The sequence below is a fragment of the Candidatus Berkiella aquae genome, from assembly GCF_001431295.2.
Lineage (GTDB): Bacteria > Pseudomonadota > Gammaproteobacteria > Berkiellales > Berkiellaceae > Berkiella > Berkiella aquae.
The window spans coordinates 1,362,085-1,384,077 of sequence record NZ_LKAJ02000001.1 but is presented as its reverse complement, the minus strand read 5'-3'; the positions used below and the strand labels follow the sequence as shown (position 1 = coordinate 1,384,077).

The window sequence follows — 21,993 nt, the reverse complement described above, 5'->3', positions numbered from 1 at the left end:
GGATAGTCATATTTTACATAATTTGACTGTCCTTTATTAAAAAATGGGTGTCCTATCTTGTAGGACATCCATTTTTATTTTTAAAGTTAAGAAATTTGGGTGTCCTTTTTGGAATTCGCTAATTTTAAGAAGCCACGCAGTAAATTAACTTCTTCTTTCTCTAATTGAGCCTTTGCAAAAAGACGTTTTAAACGCGGCAATAGCTTCTTGGGATGTTTAGGATCAAGAAAGCCAATTTCAACTGACACTTTTTCAAAATGCTCTAGTAACCCAGCGATTTCATCATGATTGGCTTTGTGTCCTATTGCTGGGACAGTCATTTCAGATAGTGTCGGCTCTTGCTTATGCTTAAGCCAAGCCTGATAAATTTCATAACAAATAATTTGTACTGCACTCCCTAAATTTAAAGAGCTGTACTCTGGATTAGCAGGGATAGCGATATGAAAATCACATTGCTGTAATTGCTCATTTGATAAACCCGATTGCTCATTACCAAATAAGATCCCAACCGATTGTTGTGTCGCTGTTAACTCTAACATCTTAGCTGCGGCTTCAAATGGCGTGAGTTGCGGCCAAGGAAAAGCACGTGAGCGCGCACTGGTACCAAATAACCATTGGCAATTGGCAACCCCCTCATTTAATGAACCATAAACTTTAGCATTGGCTAATACGTCATCTGCCCCACTCGCTCGCTCCACAGCAACATTGCTTGGAAATATGGCTGGCTCAATTAAGACTAATTGCTTCAACGCCATAGTTTTCATAGATCGAGCGCTAGCACCAATATTCCCGGGATGACTTGTTTGGCAAAGAATGATAGAAATAGGTTGGTTCACTTTGTTAATCTGCTTTATAAAAACACTTATCATAGCAAGGTAGTCAGTGTTTGAGTATAATGCCGCCAAACTAAGATTAAGGCCCCAATCATGCATCCAATTGTAAATATTGCCATTAAGGCAGCCCGTTCAGCGGGTAAAATGATCTTACGAGCACAAGATACAGCTGAAAGCTTAACTGTGATTGAAAAAGGTCATCACGATTATGCTTCACAAGTCGACAAGGCAGCTGAAGAAATTATCATCGATACCATTAAACGTGCTTATCCCCAACATACTATTTTGGGCGAAGAGTATGGTCTTATTGAAGGCAGTGATGAAGAAACACAATGGATCATCGATCCTTTAGATGGCACGACCAATTTTTTGCATGGATTCCCGCAATTTTGCGTTTCTATCGGCGTCAAACAACTCGATAAAATTCAACATGGGGTTGTTTACGATCCTATTCGCGATGAGCTTTTTAGCGCGACACGTGGCCAAGGCGTACAAATGAATGGTCGTCGATTACGTGTCAGCAATTTGGAGAAAATTGATTCAGCTCTGGTCGGTACGGGTTTTCCTTTTCGCGAATTCAGTAATCTTGATCAATATCTGACTTTCTTTAAAGCATTAATTCCTCATTGTGCAGGTATCCGCCGCGCAGGCGCAGCAGCACTTGATCTGGCTTATGTTGCAGCAGGACGCCTCGATGGTTTTTGGGAATTTGGTTTAAAACCATGGGATGTTGCAGCAGGATCACTTTTTATTCAAGAAGCTGGCGGTTGGGTTACCACCATTGAAGGTAATCCTGAATTTCTCAATGCGAAGAGTATTTTGGCTGCTCCACCTAAAATTCATCAACAAATGCTCGAACTTTACCGCCAACATTTTAATCCCTAATCAGCAAAACTACGCATCTGGACAAATAGATGCGTAGCCTACCAACTTATGGTTAGAATTCTTGCAATTAATATTGTTTGCAGAGTATTCTCATGCGTTTTGAATGTCATACTCTGTTTTTTCAAATAGTAAAGTAAAAATTGATAACGGTATGACAGCGATTTCTTAGGCTGGTTTAATAGAAAATTAAGTACGTTTGAGTAAAACTTGCTTTCAGTTTTCTTTATTCGATCAATTTGATCCAGAATATTTTGAAGCCCACTTACCTATCATGGTTCGAATCTATTTTACGCTAAGCGAGTGATAATTATTTATGCTTACATGCAACCAAAAACATGATTGGACAAAAATTCTATCTGAGGAACCTTTATATAAGGAAATACATGAAAATAGTGAAACCTATGATTCACAGACAATAGATAGATTAAAAAAAGAACTTTCAACTGCGCAAAAAAAAATCAAAAGAGATAATGATAGTTTAAAATTTTCAATCATCGCGGGGAAGAATAAAGGTCTATTTTCTCTTTATCACGGCACAATTGATCAAGGTAATTATGGTCGCGTCAAACTTGCTAGAGATTTAGAAAATAATGAATTATATTTAATGAAACATCAATTTCGTGGCAAATTAACTAAATTCAAAGCGGAATGTAAATTCTCAAAATGGGCTGGGATACTAGAGGATAGGCAATATATTGATCCTAAACATAACTATCTTTTCATTAAAATTGTTGAAGGTGTGACATTAGCTCGCTTCAAAGAGTTGGCACTAATCCATCCTTTGACTTCTATGGAAGAAATCAAATTGGCTCTAAGTTTTTTAAAAGCCCTTGAACATTTATTTGGAAGCAACATAAAACACAATGATCTGCATCATAGAAATATCATGATTGATCCAACACAAATGAAGGTTACTTTTATTGATTATGGAGAAGCTGAGGAGCTAGGTGAAGAGTCTGCAGCGAGAAATGAAGATATAGTAGAAGCCTGTAAAGCAATTACAAGTTTGTTTTCGGAATCTCCATTACATAAAATATTCAAAAAATTGAAACATGATTGCAAATTAGAAGATGCTATTGATGCTATCAAAGACTTAAGAAAGGATTTAACACGAAGAGCTTCAATTGATCATCCTTAATAAAATACATGTTCTCTAGAACCATTGTATTTTGATAATATTTATTATAAATGGCATGAACACCAAGAAATTTGCTCTTGGCATTCGTTGCCGTAAACAAGTCCACCACTAAGAAGCAAGCTGAACAGCAAATCTCGACATTCTCTAATAAACTAGTGATCCTGACAAATAGATGCGTAGCTTACCAACTCATGTTAGAATTCTTGCAATTTATACTATTGGCAGAGTATTACCATGAGTCTCCAAGGCACTTCCGATTTTATTTCCCAATTACTCCAAGGCAATGAAGAACAACGCTCGCAACTTCTAGGACAAACGAATCAATTAAGTGCATTTGTAAAGCTTCTTCAAGAATTAACGACCGGCCAATACTCACTAAGCCATGAAGAAGCTCAAATAGAGCTTGAACAATTTCCTGGTATTCACGAATTACTCAGCCATCCACAGAATCTTAAGCAAGTTGCCTTGGGATTTAGTCAGTTAAATATGTATTTCTATCAAGCAAATGATTCTAAAATCAGTAAAGAAGAGATACATTACAATATCGATCTTTTAAGAATCTGCAATGTCATTCTCTGTTTCTTAAATAGTAAAGTAAAAATAGATGACGATATTGCAGCCATTCTTAAACTTGGTTTAATAGAAAATTATGTACGTTTGGGAAAAACTTGTTTCCAGTTTTCTTCAATTGAGTTAGATCCAGAATACTTTGAAGCACATCTTGCTTTTAATGATGCGAAGCTATATTACGATCAAGCACTGAGTATCTATCAGGAATGCAACCCCGTTTTTACAGATTTTTATAGCAAATCTTCTACTGATCCATTGATGAGTAAAGCACAGGTGCATTTTAGAAAATATGCATTACGCTTTATCCAAAGTAAAATGCAAGCAAATGAAGGTTCATGTCTCATCGCTAATAGAAAGCGCGAATTCGAAGAATTTCAAGTACATTTTAAAGAATTACATCAAACCATCAATTTTGCTATAGCAAAAATGTCTTTCTATACAACACCTGAGAAAAGTGCCAAAGAACTTACTACTCAATTCATGACACCCTTTTTACATTTATCTCAAATTTCTGCCGCAGGACAAAAACGTCCTGACAATTCCGTTGAAATCTTTGTTAAATCACTTTATCAAACAATTGTTCAATATAACGCAACTTTTGGCATCGCTGATTGCAAGCCCATAGAGCCTAAAGCCCTTTCCGTTGATTTTTTAATTGAAAGAGCTCAAAGATTTATTTCACAAACAGAAAATATAGCGCCTCAACATTTTACTATTTTATTCTCTGATGATATACAGCACGCCATTACGGCTTATCATCAGGAAGATTCACAACTTCAGTTAGGCATGGTCACCATGATGCGATATTGGTTTCGTTACATTCTGGATTGTCGAGGGGTATCACAAACTGCTTATGATACATTGGCATTGGAATCACTCTATCAAATCCGCATGAGTCTTTTTAATGTTTTAGAAAAAAAATACGCTGCAAGCTATATTGAAACCGCAACAATGAATCTTGAAAATTATCAAAATGCTTGCACCATCGCGAAAAGTTCAACAGAAGATATTGTCAAATGGATTGAAGGTCCTCAAAAACCTAAAAAGAAAAAGGTTGCCAAAAAAATGGCCGCAACTACCACACCAAACCATCATCAGCGTCAAGATAATTCACAAGCCACAACTTCTTCGCAAGCAACAGTAACGATTGACAAAGCTTCTGAGAGTGACAATTGTTCACAAACCAAACCAGTATTGCCCGTTAAAAAAACAAAAGAAATCACAAAGGTTGTTACAAATGATAGCAAAGTGCAAATCAGTACCCCTGAATTAAAAAAGACCAAGGCTGTCACTCAACCAAGTAAAAGTGAAAATAAATCACACAACGGCCCTATCAAACCTACAAAAAAAGAGAGAACTGCTACAACCGTTAAAAGCGCAAGTAAACCTCAACCCAAACCTTTACCCCCAAAAACGACCGATAAACCCGTTGTTAAAAGTAAAGGGCAATCTAATTCATTACCTACTACCCAAAAAGCTCAACCACTTAATACTAAAGAAAACAAAGTATTGACAGCAACTGTTTCATCTTCATCACCCGTAAAAAGTCAAACTGCTGAGCTACCTAAAAAAGTGACTATTCTCATCAATACCGCTCGCGAAAAACCACCGACTAGCTACGCCGCAGCTGTTACTTCCTCTGAATCAAGTACCAAAGTTTCACCATCCCCTAGTACTACTGGCTTTTCTTCTTCGCCAAAAACCGTGACTGTATCAGCAGAAATACCGAAAAAAGTTACTGTTCTCAAAAATCCTGCACGTGAAAAGATATCGTCCAACTCTGCTTATGTTGCTTCTTCGTCAAAACCCGTGACTGTACCTGTCACTTTAGATACTTCTAACGATATCAAAGCGCTAACTTGCGCTATAGATTCGTTAACCATACATAAAGAACTCGAACCACTTATTGATAGTCGGATAGGATATTACTTAAAAAGTATCCCGCCCAAAGTGGGGCACGCTATGTCTCTGATAAAAGCCAAAAATAAAAATGTTTTCATTTATGGTGGTTATATTAGAGATACGCTGAATGGCAAACGCTGGCATGATGTAGATTTAGTCTCTGACTGCGATGAGCAAACCTTGCTCACACTTTTTCCATGGGCAACAAAAAATCCTTTGATTACAGACTATCCTGTTTATACGATTGGTCATAAAACGACTATTACTTTAGTCAAGCAATGCGATTTGAAAATTTTTTCAAAAAGTCGCTTCCTCGCCACAGACGCATTATTTGCCGATATTACCGGACAAATATGGGATCCAATGAATGTTTTTCATTTATTACATGCACCTATATTAATGGCAATGCCAGGCATTAATATAATAGAATCGTTCAAGGAAGATCCCAGTCGATTATTAAAAACCATACGTACATCGACTCATTTACAACGCAATTGGGAACGAAAGATTTATGATGCTATCACCACGACATCATCACAATTAAAAAAATTGCCTTTTAGCAAATTCTTATTTCAATTTTCTGAACTCTTTCTAAGAGACAGTGCAGTTTTGCATTTATATATCTGTTATCATACTGGGATAATTCCTGAAATTGCTTTACCGCTGGGTTCAGACTGGCAAAAATATTTTAGCGATCAATCATTCTCATTTAACTTTATGAAGCTATGTTTGGCGCAAATTGATCATTATCCGCTCAAAAAAATCTCTCATCAAAACCGTCTGTATTTATTAGCTATTTTTTTACTGCCTGCTTTAGAAAAGAATCGTTTGTTGGAATATGCTGGAGATTGGGTTTATACCAATCAAGCGATTGATGAATCAGTCACTACCTTGCTGGAACAATATTTTTCTCTCTATGAAGGCGAAATGGATGCCGATGCACAAAGGGCAAATTTTCATCAATTAAAATCCATTTTGACGCAAGGACTCTGGCCATGTTTCTTAGCAAATCGAATGAGAACGCTAGAAAGTTTACAAGCTTTTTATTATCAGCCTCCTCCTAATGCTTTTTATGCCCCAATTCAAACTCCCTCTTCGTATGCAGTGCACGATGGATATGCTACCTATGCACCTTATTATGCAATACAAGCTACTCCTTCTTTAATTCCTAATACACAACCTTGTTATGAACCACCTGTGTATGGTTGTACGCCTAAATAAATAAAGCGAGACACTATTTTAGTGTCTCATCTTTTTGCAGGATGTTTGCAGGACACTCAAAACTTTACCTTACGAATTGCATAATGCCGCAGGAGACCATAATGCCGCAGGAGACAGCCAAATTCCTCAGTTCGCTCATCATTCAACTTTGATGACCCAACTTTAATATGATTTTTAAATAAAAATAGCTTTTATGTGGTTAATAAACAGATAATTTCATCTTTTAATAATAAAAGACAAAATGAAATCTATTTTATTAAGATTTACTTGATAATTTACGATGCTATTATGCTGTCGCTAAATAAACCGACTGCGATAACCTAATACCTTTTGTCGTGGTTGAAGGGTAATGATGACAATATTTGACTAATGCATTCATCTTACCTATAGCGTAAGAAAATCCATTTTGTAAATGATTAAGCATATTGAGCCAAGTTTGAGGATTGAGATATAATCGAGTGAGAATGGGGGCAATTTTTTCTGGAACGGCACCACGTTTGCCTTCTCTTATTACACGAGATGTTGTATCAATCAATTCAAGATAATCACTTAAATGAAAGTCAATTTTTGCTTTACTACTTTTCCCTCCATTGGCAAAGGCCATTAAATCAGCAGGCTGTTTTGTTTCATCACACTGTTTTTCAAGAGATTTATCAAATTCCTTATTTTCCAACTCCATTGACAGCTTTTTTATTCGCTCTTGAATCGAAGTGAAATCTGACGTTTCTGGGGTCTGCGCTATTTTTGCTCTGACAGGATTTAAATCAACATAGACCATAGCACTTAAAACAGCACCTTCATCTAATAAAGCTTGTGATTTAAAGCGGCCTTCCCAAAAACGTCCTTTTTTAGCATCTTCTTTATTAGCATGGCGTGCGATGGGCTCATTCAAGCATCTCATAAACCAGCTGATATCTCCTAATCTTTGTCGCCACAACGCTAATTTATGTTCTGCTTCTTTTGCGGAATACATACTTAGTAATTGTGCATCTTGACGATAAATTTGTGACCAGCGAGCATGAACTTCATCGTCACCCCAGTGATTTATAGCTGAGCTATCGACATATAACACGAGATGGTAATGATTACTCATCACTGCATAAGCACAAATCTTAATCGCAAAAACGCTAGCTAAATATTTTATTCTAGACACTATCCATGATTTGCGATGTGAATAATCACGACCTGTTTCAAAATCTAATCCGCATAGAAAAGAACGCCGGACACAACGAGCCATACAATGATAGTAAGATGTTGAGCTCAAATCGATTTGAGATGAACGTGCTCTCGTCATTTACAACCTCAATTACTGCGATATGCATAATATACAGATTAAATGCACACTTTTCAAATCAATTTTTGGATGTCCTTTGATCTACTCTTTAAGTTATATTGTGAAAAGAATTTACTGCATAAATATCCCCGAAGAAAATTAATACAGTCATATAGGTGATCTATGTCTGAACAAACAATCGTTCGCGCCATTAAGAAAGTATGGAAAAGCCAACCTACCATTGAAGGGGCAGGAGTACATCTGAAACGCGTCTTTGGCTTTCAAGAATTACCATTATTAGATCCCTTTTTATTACTGGATGATTTTCGCTCAGAAAACCCTCGTGATTATAAAGCAGGCTTTCCTTGGCATCCCCACCGCGGAATCGAAACTATTACTTATGTTTTAGATGGAGATGTAGAACATGGAGATAGTTTAGGAAATCGTGGAATGATTAGCGCAGGTGATATTCAATGGATGACAGCAGGTAGCGGCATCATCCATCAAGAAATGCCACAAGGCAATCGCAAAGGTGAAATGCTTGGCTTTCAACTTTGGGCAAACTTACCTGCAAAATCAAAAATGATGGCGCCTCGATATCAAGAAATAAAACGTAACGATATTCCAGTACTCACAACCCCTGATGGAATTAAAATTCGTATCGTGTGTGGCACAGTGGATAGTATTTCAGGACCTGTCAAAGATGTGATGTCTGAACCAGAATTCTTAGATGTGGAAATTCCAGCTGGGAAAGCTTTTACCCATTCTATTGATGCTTCTCATACTGTTTTTGCTTATGTGATTGATGGACGTGGCTATTTTGATCCAAAACGATCACCATTTTCGCATGAAGCTTATGGCGATAATTACTTTGATATGGAGCCTCCTTGCGCTTGTGAAAATGGCACTCTTGTTTTGTATGGTCCTGGAGCCAAAGTAAATATAATAACTGATACCGAATCAGTTCGATTTTTACTCATTTCAGGTAAACCACTTCAGGAGCCTATCGCTTGGTATGGTCCTATCGTGATGAATTCACAAGAAGAACTCAAAAATGCCTTTCAAGAGCTTCAAGCAGGTACTTTTATCAAAGGTGAATAACTATATTTATTTGAGTGTCCTTTTATTTCAAAAGGACACTCATTTTTAGCAAGCCCAGCAGAAGATAATTAGAATATAGCTGGTGTCAGGATATCTTTAAGATTCTGGATGTCCTTAATACAGTTTTGGCTGTCCTTTTGAGTGTCCTTCATTCTTTTGGATGTCCTTCATTTTATTTTTTTGAGTTAGCACCTTTTATAACCTTTTGTTATAAAAGGTGTGCCCTCTTGATTGCTACATTTTGCTTCTCAATTTCTCAACTTCCTTTTTTCTCAAATCTAACGCAACATCGTAGCCACCATTTTTCTTGTAAACATGATGGTTAGAACCGACCGCACTGTTGATTTTCTTACAAGCTGCGATTGCTTGAGCACTGTTACTAAAGACTAAATGACAATAATTTTTACCATTTTGAACTTTAAAACTATCCGTTTTAAGAAAATCTACTAATTTATCAGTATAGGTTTTGCTTGGATTTTGAATAGGTTGATGAATTTTTGCATTGTGTTGTTTTAATTTTGCATCCGCAGCAGCTAAATATTCAAACCCTAGGAAATTAAGATTATTTTCTTTACAAGTAGCCGCCATCTGTTCAACATTATACTTTTTATCGTCAAACAAAACGACTTGAGAAGGTTTTAAGTTTTTAGCGTTTAATAATTGTAATAGCGCTTGTCCTTTATGGCCATTACTTGTATACAGGATGCCATTTTCATACAGACATCGTGGGTCCTTCTGAAGAGGAGAGCGGTCACCATTGCTTTCTACAGGATTAAACTCAATAAGTTCATCTTTTATTGGGGACCCTTTTAAATTAACACCAGCACTATTTAATAAAAGCTCACCGATTCTTTGATTGCCTTTAAATATAGGTGGCCGTGCCGTTACCGCAATAACGGTAACCCCTCTTTTTCTGAGTGCATTAATGACTTGCAAAATTTCTTTTTCTACAATTTTTTTATTGGGGCCTGCAGTAGTAATCGTATCATCAATATCAAAGCAAACCATTGACCCTGGCTTCAGGGATGACAACTGTGACAATGATTCTCTAATCGAGTTGATTGTTCGTAATTGATTGTTAATTACAACATTTACATTTGCTGGGATAACATTTGGCTGAGGATTATTATTCACCTGATTAGGCAAAGGATTTTTTAAAATTTGTTCTTTTTGAATTTTTAATAAATCTTGTACTGAATTTCTCGCTAAACAGCTATGGGTATGGTTACGCAAAGGAAGTGGAGCTTTATTAGTCCCCTTGCGGCCAACTGTTACTAAACCTGCGGGAAATTGTGCTGGGTTATTCAAATATTGTAAAAGATCATCAACTTTAACGCGCCTTACTGCTTGAACTTCTCTTTCACAACGTTTTAATTTTGGATTGCCACCATTTCGCTTTTTTCCGCCAATATAACGCTTTTCTTTAAAATCTTGTGCAAAATGATCATTATTGGGATCAAAAGTTTCATCTGAGTTTATAATATAAAATCTCGAAGATTTTGCATCGATATATTTTGTTTTATTTACATTTTCTAAATGTTTTTGATCAATGGGATGTGCTAATTTAGAATTTCCTAAAATATCAAGACTTTCTTCCCTTAATTCTCTTAGATAGCCATCATGAATGGATTGGTCGGTCGAGTCTATTAAGCCACCAAAAGTTGAAAGCACTTCTTTTCCTCCATGTATTTCAACGCCAAAATAGGCCCAAACATCGCCATTTTTGTCACGTACTAAAGGTAAACCATGGGCCGCTCTAATGTTAGAATTAATCATCTCATCTATTCCTTTCACATTTATTAAAATTTATGAAATGCATTTTAGTAAATGTAAGGAAAATCGATAATGTAACAAAATTACAGGTTTTGCTTATCCATTGTCATTCATCAACCATATGCCCTCTTTTATCTGACATATGTTTTAACAAGCTCTGAATTTCTTGAAATTCTCTTAAGAAAGACTTCATTAATACAATGTGTGGAAGGTGATGCAAAAGTGAAATGTATCATTTTGAAGACTTTAAAATGATACAAGCGAGTGATTCGAAGATGAGAAGAATTTAACTATGATTTCTTATGCTCTTTTTTATAAACTACCGCAGCTTGAATAAATGCTTTCCATAATTTTTCCTCTTGCGGTGTTAGAACATACTCAGGATGCCAAATAACACCAATAAAAAAGCTTTTATTCTGCGCTTCTATGGCTTCTATGACACCATCAGGAGCTCTTGCAGTCACCACATATCTTGAGGCTAACTCATTAATCCCTGAACGATGATTGCTGTTAACACCAAATTGCTTGCTTTGTACCACTTTATAAAGCAAAGAATTGGGTTCAACTTTAATCGTATGTTGGATTTTTTCACGATTATCATGACGATGTTCCATTTTCGTCTGGCCGGATGCTTTCAAATTATGCAGCGTACCGCCTAATGCCACATTCATATTCTGCATCCCCGCGCAAATCCCAAGCACCGGCATATCACGACGATAAGCTTCTTGAATCAGTTTAAATTCAATGGCTTCTCGAGGATAGCGTTTAGGATCTACTGTCGCGTTTTGATTTTTTTTATGAGCCGACGGAGGTGAATCTAAATCCCCTCCCGGTAAAACAATAGCATCTAGTCTATTAAGGTAATCATCTGCAACTGTCACATCGTGACCGATAAAAACAGGAACGCCTCCCATTTTTGCAATCACCGCACTGTAATTTTTACGCATGGCATACCAGGGGTATTGCGAATATCCCCCTTTGCCGCCATCATTTAAGAGGATCCCGATTAAAGGTTTTTCAGAAGCATCTTGGGCGTAGGCTGTTTGGCCTACCGTTATCAACACACAACTAATAACAATAGACCAAATCAAACGAAACATAGCTACCTCTTAAGGCATATCATCAACAATTTTCTTGCTAGACGATGCCAAATCAGCACGGCTCAATCCCATTGTTAATGCTAAAGCACCTGCCACAAATATCGAGGAATAAGTTCCCACAATAATACCGATGATTAAGGCTAACGAGAAACCGCGTAATGATTCACCACCCAAGAAATATAAAGCAACCACCACAATCAAGGTTAAGGTGGATGTCATAATCGTTCGGGATAAGGTTTGGTTAATCGAAAGATTCATAATCTCAGTGGGGGTTCCTTTGCGAACCTTGCGGAAATTCTCTCGAACCCTATCATAAATAACAATCGTGTCATTCAGTGAGTAACCGATGACTGCCAAAATGGCCGCTAGTACCGCCAAGTCAAAATCAATTTGAAAATAGGAAAAGATCCCTAAAATTAAAATAGGATCGTGCATTAATGCAACAGCCGCACTGATACCAAAACGATATTCAAAACGCACTGCGATATATAACATCATCGCAAATAGCGAAACGACAACCGCTAACGTACCTTGTTCAGCTAAGTTTTCACCGACTTCAGAACCAACAAACTCAACACGTCGCAGCTCTACTTTATCTTGATGGGCTTTTAAAGCCTCAAGCACTAATTTCCCTAATTGCTGCTCTGAAACATCTTTACGATTAGATATTTTGACTAAAATATCGCGAGCACTACCATATTGCGTCACTTTAGCGCCATGAAGTCCTGCTTTTTCAAGCTGCTCTCGCACATCTTCAAAATTTACAGGATTCTCATAACGTAACTCAAGTTGTGTTCCCCCGGTAAAATCCAAACCGAAGTTCAAACCTTTCACGAATAACAACCCAAGGGAAACGACCATCACAATGCTTGATAAAAGCGCTGTCCATTTACGAATGCCCATAAAGTCGAAATTGGTTTCGCGATGAAAAAATTCCATGCTAAATCCCTATTGGCAAATGTTTAACTGAACGACGACCATAAGCTAAATTCACCATCGCTCTGGTACAGGTCACTGCTGTGATCATTGAAGTCACAATACCGATACTAGTGGTTACAGCAAAACCTTTAATTGGCCCCGTTCCAATACAAAATAGGATGATCACCACGATTAAGGTTGTTAAGTTAGAATCGATAATGGTTGCTAAGGCGCGATCAAAGCCGCTATGAATGGCAGCTTGAACCGACATGCCATGCCGCAATTCTTCACGAATTCTTTCAAAAATAAGCACATTCGCATCAACTGCCATACCGACGGTTAACACGATACCTGCCATACCAGGTAATGTGAGCGTAGCTCCCATTACCGATAAGATAGCAACCAGCAACACTACGTTAATGAGCAATGCTAAATTCGCGATAATCCCGAAAATGCTGTAATAAAGCATCATGCCGATGACAACTAAACCCAGTCCTACTTCGATAGACAAGATCCCTAAACGAATATTCTCTTGACCCAGACTTGGACCGACGGTTCGTTCTTCAACAATTTGGATGCTAGCAGGCAGTGCACCAGCTCGTAATAACAACGATAAATCCTGCGCTTCAGGTAGCGTAAAACCCGTTATTTGGAATTGACTGCCTAAAGCACTTTGAATTGTTGCAATACTAATCAATGTTTCCAGTGTTTTATTTTTCTTAACCATCTGGCCATCGACATTTTCTTGCTCGGTTTTCGTTTCAATGTAAACAACCGCTAACAAATTACCCACGTTTTCAATGGTTGTCTTTCTAAAGAGGGGGAGTCCTGCGCCACCAACCCGTACAAGAACGGCAGGCCTTCCTGAACGATCATCGGCGCCAACGGAAGCACCCGTTATTGAATCACCCGTTAGAATAACGCGTTTTTTCAACAGTTGAGGATGACCATTTCTATCGTAATACCACTTCGTACCAGGAGGTGCTTGTCGCCCAGGAACCGCTTTTGCACTTTCTTCTTTTGCATGCAAATGAAATTCTAATGTGGCGGTTTTACCTAAGATATCTTTTGCACGAGCTGTATCTTGAATACCAGGTAGCTCAACAACAATATGATTTGCACCTTGACGCTGTACAACCGCTTCCGCAACGCCTAATTCGTTGACACGATTTCGTAGCGTTGATAGCGTTTGCTCAAGCGTATAGTTGCGAATATTTTGCAGTTCGGCGGGTTTTAACTGACAAGTAATCTGCATTTTGCCATCTTGGGTTTGTGGCAAGAAATCAAAATCTCCGAATCTTTTTTGTAGATGCGTTAACGCTTTGTTTAGCATTTCACGATCATCAAAATACAAATTAATGGCTTCTTTGCCTGATGGTGCTATTTGTCGATAACGAATTTTCTCGTCACGAAGATCGGTGCGTATATCACCAATAAAACCTTCCATTCGCCTGGTAATGGCTGAATCCACATCCACTTCCATCAAGAAGTGAACACCACCTCGCAAATCTAAACCCAGTTTCATAGGCTTAGCACCCAATGCTTCCAACCAAGCTGGTGTTTTCGGAGCAAGATTTAAGGCAACAATATAATTGTCACCTAATTCGTCATAGATAATATCTTTTGCCTTGATCTGTTGCGGTGTGTCCTTAAATCGAATCAATAAACTTTCATTTTCTTGCTTAATTGATTTGAACGGGATCTCAGCTTCAGCCAATGCTTTCTCAATTTGTTCTTTAGTGGCTTTTGTGATGGTACGACCCGTACTTGGTAATACCTGTACCGCCGGATCTTCACCGAAAAGATTAGGCGCAGAATAAATGAGTCCAACTGTCAATATGGCTAACAACAGCCAATATTTCCAAGCAGGATATTTATTAAGCATAATAGTGTCCTCTTTCCTTAGATACTCTTGATCGTTCCTTTGGGTAATGACGCTGATACGGCTTGCTTTTGTACTTTCATTTCAACGCCATCAGCAATTGCAATCACTAAAAATTGCTCCGTAATGCGTGTTACTTTACCCAGAATACCACCGTTTACGATGACTTCATCATCTTTTGCAATATTTGATACCAAAGCCTGATGTTCTTTAGCTCGCTTACTTTGTGGACGGATCAGCATAAAATAAAATATGAGTAAGAATCCACCTAACATTAAGATGTTACCCATCACACCAGGGCCTTGGGCACTTGCAGCTGCATCGGCATAACAAAGAGATGAGGTTGAGACTAATAATAAAGTTAATAGCGCGTTACGCATGGATTCACCCAAAATAATTAATAAGACTAACAAAAATTTCTTGGAAATAAGAAACTTATCTGGTTTTGCAATCTACCGTTTTAGACGCAATGACGCAACTCGCCTCCGCTAAAGCTACGGCGGAGCAGGCTCGCCTCTATGCTAAAGCTCCCGTCTTCGCTAAAGCTTCGCCGGGCAAGACGTAGGACAGCCATACAAACAAGACAAATGACAGTCATGGCAAAAGCGCCTCGCCGGGCAAGATGCAGGATAGCCATACAAACAAGACACAGGACAGCCATGCAAAAGCGCTTTGTTATCCGAGATTCCTTTGCTATAATCGCGTCTCTTTTGGGCCGGAGTGGTGGAACTGGTAGACGCGCCAGACTCAAAATCTGGTGATGGCAACATCGTGAGAGTTCAAGTCTCTCCTCCGGCACCAACTCAATCTCATAGTCGCAAGCTACCTCTTTTTTGTTCTGGAGCAGCATTCGCCCAAGAAACAAAATAGTCGGTATCTTTAGCAATCGCCTTAAATACCCCTTTGTTAAAATCTCCCCAACCAATATCGTATTTTTTGATCATTTGCTTAATTAAGTTACTCAATGATCCGCTAATATCGGCAGGATTAAAAGTAGCTACCTCATCTTCATGTTTTGTTTGACGATTTTTCCATAAACGTGTTAATTGCTTTGCTTGTATATTCAAACAAAAAGCAACGAATAATTTACGACCATCGCTAAGCGAAGGTTTACTATAAAAAAATCGATGGCTACGGCTTATGGCTAATTGGGACAAAATGTTTTGAAACTCAGTCAAAGGATGTTTTTTTAAGATCCTCTCTGGCTCAAGCAAACACTCTTTTACCCCCCATTCCTCCATTTTTTGTGACATCATTTCATGAAAGTTGTCAGGGAGATTATGCTTTTTAACAAAGTAGGTATAAAGCGTGCGTTCAAATGAGTGAATATAATTGAGCAAAGCATCATTGACTGCCATTGCACGTAATGTTTGTAAAACCTGGGTAGCTGGTTTGCGACGATATAAACTCCATTTATCGACAAGTTGCATACACTGCTCACGTTGACTTTCAGAACCCGCAGTAGAAAGTATCTTATCTGCAAAATCTAGCGAATGTTCAATAATAGGACCATTCAGGCCTTTCATGATGGTACGATGTTGATGTCTTGCGACTTCTCTTAATAATTCGTCAAGTTGTTCCTTGTGCTTCTTGTCACCAAACGTTCTTATAAATAAAGATAATTTGATTAGTTGTTGCTCTTTATCGATAAGGCTAGGCTGGTTATTCTTGGTGGCTATTAATTCAGCCATTGAGTTTTTGCTTGTTCGGCTAGAGACTTCAAATTTCTCTAATAGGGGATAAAGATTTTTATTAATCTCTGATAAACAGGAGGCACACCACCTATTAACAACCTCTTTTATTTCAGATCCTTGCGAAGAAGATGCTTGCACGAGCCCCGTCAGTAGCTTTGCATGATTAAACCAATCTACTCTGGCATATTGCGCTTGATGAGGGTCTGACTTCATCATCAGCCATTCAATTTTATTTTTTATGCTGACAAGCATTCGTTGCTTTGTCGTAGAAGATAAATATTGTACAAAAGCACTTTGATAGGATATCTGTGCCTCTTTAAATAGCGGGAAATAAGTCAATTCCTCATGGGCATTTAAAGCCAAAATTAACCGATCAGCCATCTCTTGTGCCATTCTAGGATAATCTTGGCGCGTAGCCTGATATTTCATTAACCGATTGAAATCGGTTCTTTGCAAAGCCCTCGAGCTATATTCACCTTTTAGAATCTGATAACAAGCAGTGAGTGCTTTAAATAATGCGTCGTCAGCAGGCAAATAATCTTTTAACGTATTTATCTTCACTTTCAAATATTCTTTAGCATTCTTATTTAGTATTTTGCTATACATTTGCAAATCATCTATATCAAAAGCAATCAAGTGCAACCTATCAAAACTCATATTAGATACAAATGTTCTCAGCTTTGTCATGCAAAGTGGTGTCTGTTCAGATATTTCTTCAATTTCATATTTAAAAGGGTGCGGCAGATTGGATTTCGCTATCATCTCAGTTAATAAGTCTTGCTGCCTTTTTAGTTCAGACAAGTCACTTTTAGCTAACTTATCATCAATCAGTCGTTGATTAATAAATAATTCACTATAAGACTCTTTAACTATGGCTAATATCTGATTAAATAATTGTTGCTGATACACAGCAATTTGTTGATGCAAACGCCCATGCTCTGTTGTTGCTAATGCTTGCATCCCAAGCAATTCTGCATAAAAATTCTCTAACTGAGTCAGACCATCAATAAAAAGATTATTTTTAAAGCAATGGATAAGACGCTGTGCTCTTTGAAACAAATCACATTTTTTGCGAAATAATGGCCAGTCATCTTGTAAGTTAAATGCAGGATCACGGTAGTAAGCATTAATTAGCTGAATCATTTCATCGCTTAAGTTTTCTGAAAAAAGATCAAGACGGTTCATTATAAGTTCCCTCACCTTGAACATATTTTCTTCTCCATAAAATTCAGTTAAGCTCATCTCGTCATTAGGAATTTGTTTATTATCACAGTGATATTTGCCATCAAGCGTTGAGCGCTCAATAAATGAAATACCGGAAAATCTTTGAGGCTTACTGATAAATTCAGCCAGCCATTTCAAACGAATATTATGCCGCAATGATTTATTTTCTTCTGGTAAATAGAATTCAACAAAATATTGCGCATGCCCCTCCCATCTTTTATTTTGCTCTAATATAGACAAATGTTCTGTTAACATTTCTCCAAGCAATCGCTTACCATTAGGTAAAGTAAACATTTTCAAAGGTAAATCAGCTGCCCCCAGTTCTTGCGCCATTTTGGAAATATAGGCTTCAGTTAGGCTAGAATTGTTTAATTGCAATAAATGCTTAATTCTTAATAAACGATATGCTTCTTTATTTTCCAGAGTTCCTATTTTTTCAACGATATTGAAAAAATCAGGCGAACACAGTTGTTCCCAATTCGACTCTTGAACAAGTTCGGTCATTTTTTGTGCAAGCCAACGATAGATTTTATATGAAAAACGTGGATTCTGTAAAAGCTCACCATAAAATTCGCTTTCTTCTAATATTTGCTTAAATTGATTATCCGATAAATGTTTATAAAAACATTTACCAAAATAAGCTGCAGTCAATTTTGGAATATTAAACTGCAATATCCAATCACCGAGATGATCTTGAGCAATAGCTTTTTCATTAACAATTTTCACCAATTTATCAACAAGAACAGGATATTGTTTAATCTTCGCAATAAATTTTTCTTCTGCTTCATTATTGATGATGTCAGCATTCAAATTTTCTTGCTCAACCATCCAAGAAAAACGTTTCTCGCAATATTGAATAATAAACGTATCATCAGGAAATTCGCCCAAGTTAAACAGCAAATCAGCATAATGCAGATTGTCACCCAAGTACTTATTGACATAATGTCGAGCTTGCTTTTTTAATAACCCTATTCTTCCAGAATCATCTTTTTCTTGCTGTAAATCTTTTATATAACGATTATAGTTTTGCAATTTGAATTGCGTCGAACCAATTTCTTGGACAGCGTGAGTTGTTAGATCTTTTTCTTGATGTCTTGCAACAGAAAGTAAGTTATTCAAAAATATAAATTTCTCATCCATATTATTACCACGATGGGCTTGCCATGTTCTTGCAGCATTACTAGCAAAACGCTCAAGAAAATGAAAACAATCATCATTACCATTATCTCCTGTAACAAAAACATACTCTCGTGCTATCTTTTGCATTAATTGATTGAAGGCGACTTGAGAACTCTGTTCTGGCAGCAAACACTTTATTTGCTCAAAGAAAACATGGTCTTCATCAGCATTTTTAGGCAACTGCTCTTTTGTAATAATCCCTACAATTAACTTGGTTGCACGTTGCTGTTCAGCGTTCCAATATTTTTCAGTAAATCGCAAAAATGAGGTGACATGATCTTCATTGATGCTTCTAAATAATTCACCGTTATTCGCAGGCAATAAGAAACGAAAACGACTGACAAGATGCATTGGGGAAGATATCTTCTGTAAACGCTGCAAATCAGATTGACTACCATAACGATTAATAAACTGTTCAATATTATTCATTAGATTAGCCGGCATTAAAAAAGATTTGTGTTCAATGCTATCTAAAAGCAATGCTTCAAAATCCTCCATCATGTACTCTGCAATTTTAGTCGCCTTCTCGTTAATCGCCCGCTGTGCTCGATTTAATTCGTTTAACCAGTCGTCTTTAAATGCCATATTTTTATTGAACTTTAAAAATGGCACCCATCCTAAAAATCGCCATAATATTGAAGAGCCCATTAAATGTTGAACGCGTCTTTTCTCATTTTCAATATATTCTGTAATTTCAAGCGCATCTAAAAAGGCAGCCGATTGTCCAATATGTAACAAATTAAGCGCTTTATTTTGCGCTCTGCCTTCACTAATCGATTTTTCAAAATTAGCAACATGTCGATAAGTTTCATTGATAAGCGTAACTGTTTCGCAAGAATCTCCTAGCCATCGATTTCTCATCCAACCTGCCAAACCATTGAGTGATTGACTCGTGCGAAAAAACCAATACCTTAGCCAGTTTCCAGGAATGTAAGAATTATTTTCTGGTATATAAGATAACAAAATGCTTGGGATAATAGCGCCAGATTTTACCGTCACAGGAATAATGTTTCGTTTATCACTATCGGTAACCCATTTAGAATTAAACCAAATTTCCTTTTCTTTAGCATAGGTTGAACGCAATAGTAGTTGGTGCAGCTCTTGAAAACATTTAAAACTACTACCCAGCCCAAGTGACTCAACTGATACTGAGACAATATCAGCAAGACTCTCTAAAGTTGCTTTATCATCAAATTGAAATACAGATTGCGCAATCTCTCTCTTTAAAACAAATAAAGCATCATCAAGTCTTAAATTTCCATATTGTGCAGCTCCTCTAATGCGCCAAATAGCGGAAGCTTCAATCTGTTGTAGATAACGATTTATAATTGCACGATTTCCTTCGAGTTGCTTTTTTATCTGCTTATCAATGGCTAGTGCATTTGTCGTGGGTAAAGATTTGTAAACATGATCCAGTAATGCTTTAAAATTATTAATCTCTCTTTTGATTTTTATTAAATTTTCAGTGGAAGAATGAACAAAAACGCCTTGCGATTGCCACCCTAACCGTAGTTGCTTCAAACGCTCAGCTCTTTTTCCAATATGAGAAAACAGCTCTTGCAGCATCAGTTGCCGTTTTTTATTATCTCTTTTATCAAATAGTGCAGCTTGTTCTATTAACCATGTTTTAGGCTTCTGTTTATCATCCAATAGTTGCCTATTCAGTATTTGTTCCAGTAATTTTTCTCGTTCCCCTTTATCAGCAATATCTAATTTTTTGGCGATTGTTCTTAACTGCTCGTAGAGCCTGTTTCCATCCGCATGATCTTGCTCTGTTGCTTTACGGTTTAACTGCCACCAAGACGTTCCGGGCTTTAATTTGCCGTCTTCATTTTTATCATCCAAAAAATCTTGTATTTCTTTTTGTTTATTTTCAGCTGCTCGCAAATGTTCTAGCGCATCAAGATAGTGTTTTTTCCTGGTTGATAAATCTTTCATCACGGTTTTAGCAATATCAAATTTTTTATTCCCTTTTTCCCAACGTTGTTTTGCAACATCCATCGCCTGATTGAATTCTTGTTGACTATTATAGGCTTTTTGATAAAAATCACTTGCACCAGTAGGATGTTCTAACAAATGATTTACAACTTCAAGATCATGGTTAACTATTTCAAAATAGTTATGACTTTTTCCTTCATTATCCGTAAATGACCCTAATATTTGTTCGATTCTTTTTTCAATAATTTGCTTTTTATCTTCAGCGAATGGCGTTAATTTTTCCATAGTAGTTCCTCATGAAGCATGATTCCTCCATGAAGTATTATGGTGTTCCATTTTTAGCTAGATTTATCACCTGTTTGGTGATAGGTTAGTAAAAGTATAGAAGTAACCGGGATATTTTGTACTGTATCTTTAGTCAAAGTATTAAATAGACCATGATTTTATAGAGCAAATGCACATGTTAACATTCGAACACACATTAACAAATCTTAAAGATTTACTCGTGGGATATACGCACGAAAATGTCAAAGCACAAAAATTATATAATGATTTTTTTCTTGAGAATCAGTTTTTAGATAGTAAGGAAATTGGCAATCGATTTTCGCAGGCAAATGAAGTAACAACTCTCAGTGCACAACTAAATCATTTTCGTCTGTTGCTCATTGGTAAATTTATGGTTATCAAAACCGCTCTGGAAGGTATTTTAACAAAAGCAAATGGAATTGATCTAAACGAATTTAACCAGCTCATTAGTGACACTGAATTAGTTGATTCACTTCAAAAATTAAGCAAACAACGTGTTAAATATGCTAAAAAGCTTGAGCATGCAACTAAGTCAACTAAAAGCCTATTTGAAGGCATGCATGATGCCATATTCGATGTTGTATCAAAACAAGAAAAGCAGAAACAGGAAAGGCTATTCCTCTTTAGCTATTTTGAATATAACCTGATAGCACAAAATGCTATAGATGAACTTAAGGAATTACCTTCTCTTATTTCACAACTTCAAACTGCAATAATCACCGCCAGAGATGAGGGGCTAGAAACACTTAAAACGAGTCGTGATGGCAATGCACAGTGGGAAGAAGATATTGACGTTAGCAATATAGAAGATTTATCTCAAAAATTGCAATCTGCGCGATTAGCCGTAGTACAACCACCAGAAGAAGAGGAAGAACTTGATTGGAGTGACGATGATGAACCAGAAGCTCGTCCAAGTATAAGTGGTAGTTCCTCACCCGCTATTTTACATAAACATTCATCCATCGACCAAAGCGCAGCCACTAATAAATCTGATGTGACAACTCAGTCAACGGATGCTCCTAAAAAGAAGCCTACCTAGAGAGCCGACTCCTATTC

General features: G+C 37.2%; 13 protein-coding genes and 1 tRNA gene. 6 read left to right on the top strand and 8 right to left on the bottom strand.

Going from position 1 to position 21,993, the window contains the following annotated elements; translation table 11 throughout:
* Positions 1–86: 86 nt before the first annotated feature.
* The gene (locus tag HT99x_RS06270) at positions 87–869 is read right to left on the bottom strand and encodes an RNA methyltransferase (protein WP_235528511.1); all 783 of its coding nucleotides are present in this window, start codon (positions 867–869) and stop codon (positions 87–89) included.
* A gap of 57 nt (positions 870–926) precedes the next feature.
* Between HT99x_RS06270 and HT99x_RS06265 the strand changes: the two genes are divergently transcribed.
* From HT99x_RS06265 to HT99x_RS06255, 3 genes are all read left to right on the top strand, one after another.
* Positions 927–1,718 (top strand): inositol monophosphatase family protein, encoded by a 792-nt coding sequence (locus HT99x_RS06265; protein ID WP_075067630.1) that lies wholly within the window; start codon positions 927–929, stop codon positions 1,716–1,718.
* Between the two features lie 313 nt (positions 1,719–2,031).
* Entirely contained in the window at positions 2,032–2,856 is an 825-nt protein-coding gene (locus HT99x_RS06260) for a protein kinase domain-containing protein (protein WP_075067631.1), read from the top strand.
* A 234-nt stretch (positions 2,857–3,090) separates the two neighbouring features.
* Positions 3,091–6,549, top strand: coding sequence for a hypothetical protein (locus HT99x_RS06255; RefSeq protein ID WP_075067632.1), 3,459 nt, complete (start codon positions 3,091–3,093; stop codon positions 6,547–6,549).
* A gap of 286 nt (positions 6,550–6,835) precedes the next feature.
* On the opposite strand, the gene HT99x_RS06250 is transcribed toward HT99x_RS06255, so the two are convergent.
* The gene (locus HT99x_RS06250) at positions 6,836–7,843 is read right to left on the bottom strand and encodes a hypothetical protein (RefSeq protein WP_259565768.1); all 1,008 of its coding nucleotides are present in this window, start codon (positions 7,841–7,843) and stop codon (positions 6,836–6,838) included.
* A 162-nt stretch (positions 7,844–8,005) separates the two neighbouring features.
* Between HT99x_RS06250 and HT99x_RS06245 the strand changes: the two genes are divergently transcribed.
* Positions 8,006–8,923, top strand: coding sequence for a pirin family protein (locus HT99x_RS06245; protein ID WP_075066251.1), 918 nt, complete (start codon positions 8,006–8,008; stop codon positions 8,921–8,923).
* Positions 8,924–9,157: 234 nt separating this feature from the next.
* Here the strand turns inward: HT99x_RS06245 and HT99x_RS06240 are convergent, their stop codons facing one another.
* The 5 genes from HT99x_RS06240 to yajC form a co-directional block, all read right to left on the bottom strand.
* Positions 9,158–10,717: a DUF2608 domain-containing protein gene (locus HT99x_RS06240; RefSeq protein ID WP_139016595.1), complete on the bottom strand. Its 1,560-nt coding sequence runs from the start codon at positions 10,715–10,717 to the stop codon at positions 9,158–9,160.
* A 269-nt stretch (positions 10,718–10,986) separates the two neighbouring features.
* A complete protein-coding gene (locus HT99x_RS06235) occupies positions 10,987–11,796 on the bottom strand; it encodes a gamma-glutamyl-gamma-aminobutyrate hydrolase family protein (RefSeq protein WP_083482859.1) in 810 nt (269 codons plus the stop codon).
* 9 nt (positions 11,797–11,805) lie between these two features.
* Positions 11,806–12,735 carry a protein translocase subunit SecF gene (gene secF, locus HT99x_RS06230; RefSeq protein WP_075066249.1) on the bottom strand — a complete coding sequence of 310 codons (930 nt, stop codon included), beginning with the start codon at positions 12,733–12,735 and terminating at the stop codon, positions 11,806–11,808.
* Position 12,736: 1 nt separating this feature from the next.
* Entirely contained in the window at positions 12,737–14,599 is a 1,863-nt protein-coding gene (secD, locus tag HT99x_RS06225; protein ID WP_075066248.1) for a protein translocase subunit SecD, read from the bottom strand.
* A 17-nt stretch (positions 14,600–14,616) separates the two neighbouring features.
* Positions 14,617–14,976: a preprotein translocase subunit YajC gene (yajC, locus tag HT99x_RS06220; RefSeq protein ID WP_075066247.1), complete on the bottom strand. Its 360-nt coding sequence runs from the start codon at positions 14,974–14,976 to the stop codon at positions 14,617–14,619.
* 334 nt (positions 14,977–15,310) lie between these two features.
* On the opposite strand from yajC, the gene HT99x_RS06215 reads away from it, so the two are divergent.
* Positions 15,311–15,397: transfer RNA gene (locus HT99x_RS06215), tRNA-Leu, on the top strand.
* An 8-nt stretch (positions 15,398–15,405) separates the two neighbouring features.
* Here the strand turns inward: HT99x_RS06215 and HT99x_RS06210 are convergent.
* Complete coding sequence (locus HT99x_RS06210) at positions 15,406–20,916, bottom strand: hypothetical protein (RefSeq protein WP_075066246.1); 5,511 nt, start codon at positions 20,914–20,916, stop codon at positions 15,406–15,408.
* 175 nt (positions 20,917–21,091) lie between these two features.
* On the opposite strand from HT99x_RS06210, the gene HT99x_RS06205 reads away from it, so the two are divergent.
* Positions 21,092–21,976, top strand: a complete 885-nt coding sequence (locus tag HT99x_RS06205; RefSeq protein WP_075066245.1) for a hypothetical protein — start codon at positions 21,092–21,094, stop codon at positions 21,974–21,976.
* Positions 21,977–21,993: the final 17 nt, after the last annotated feature.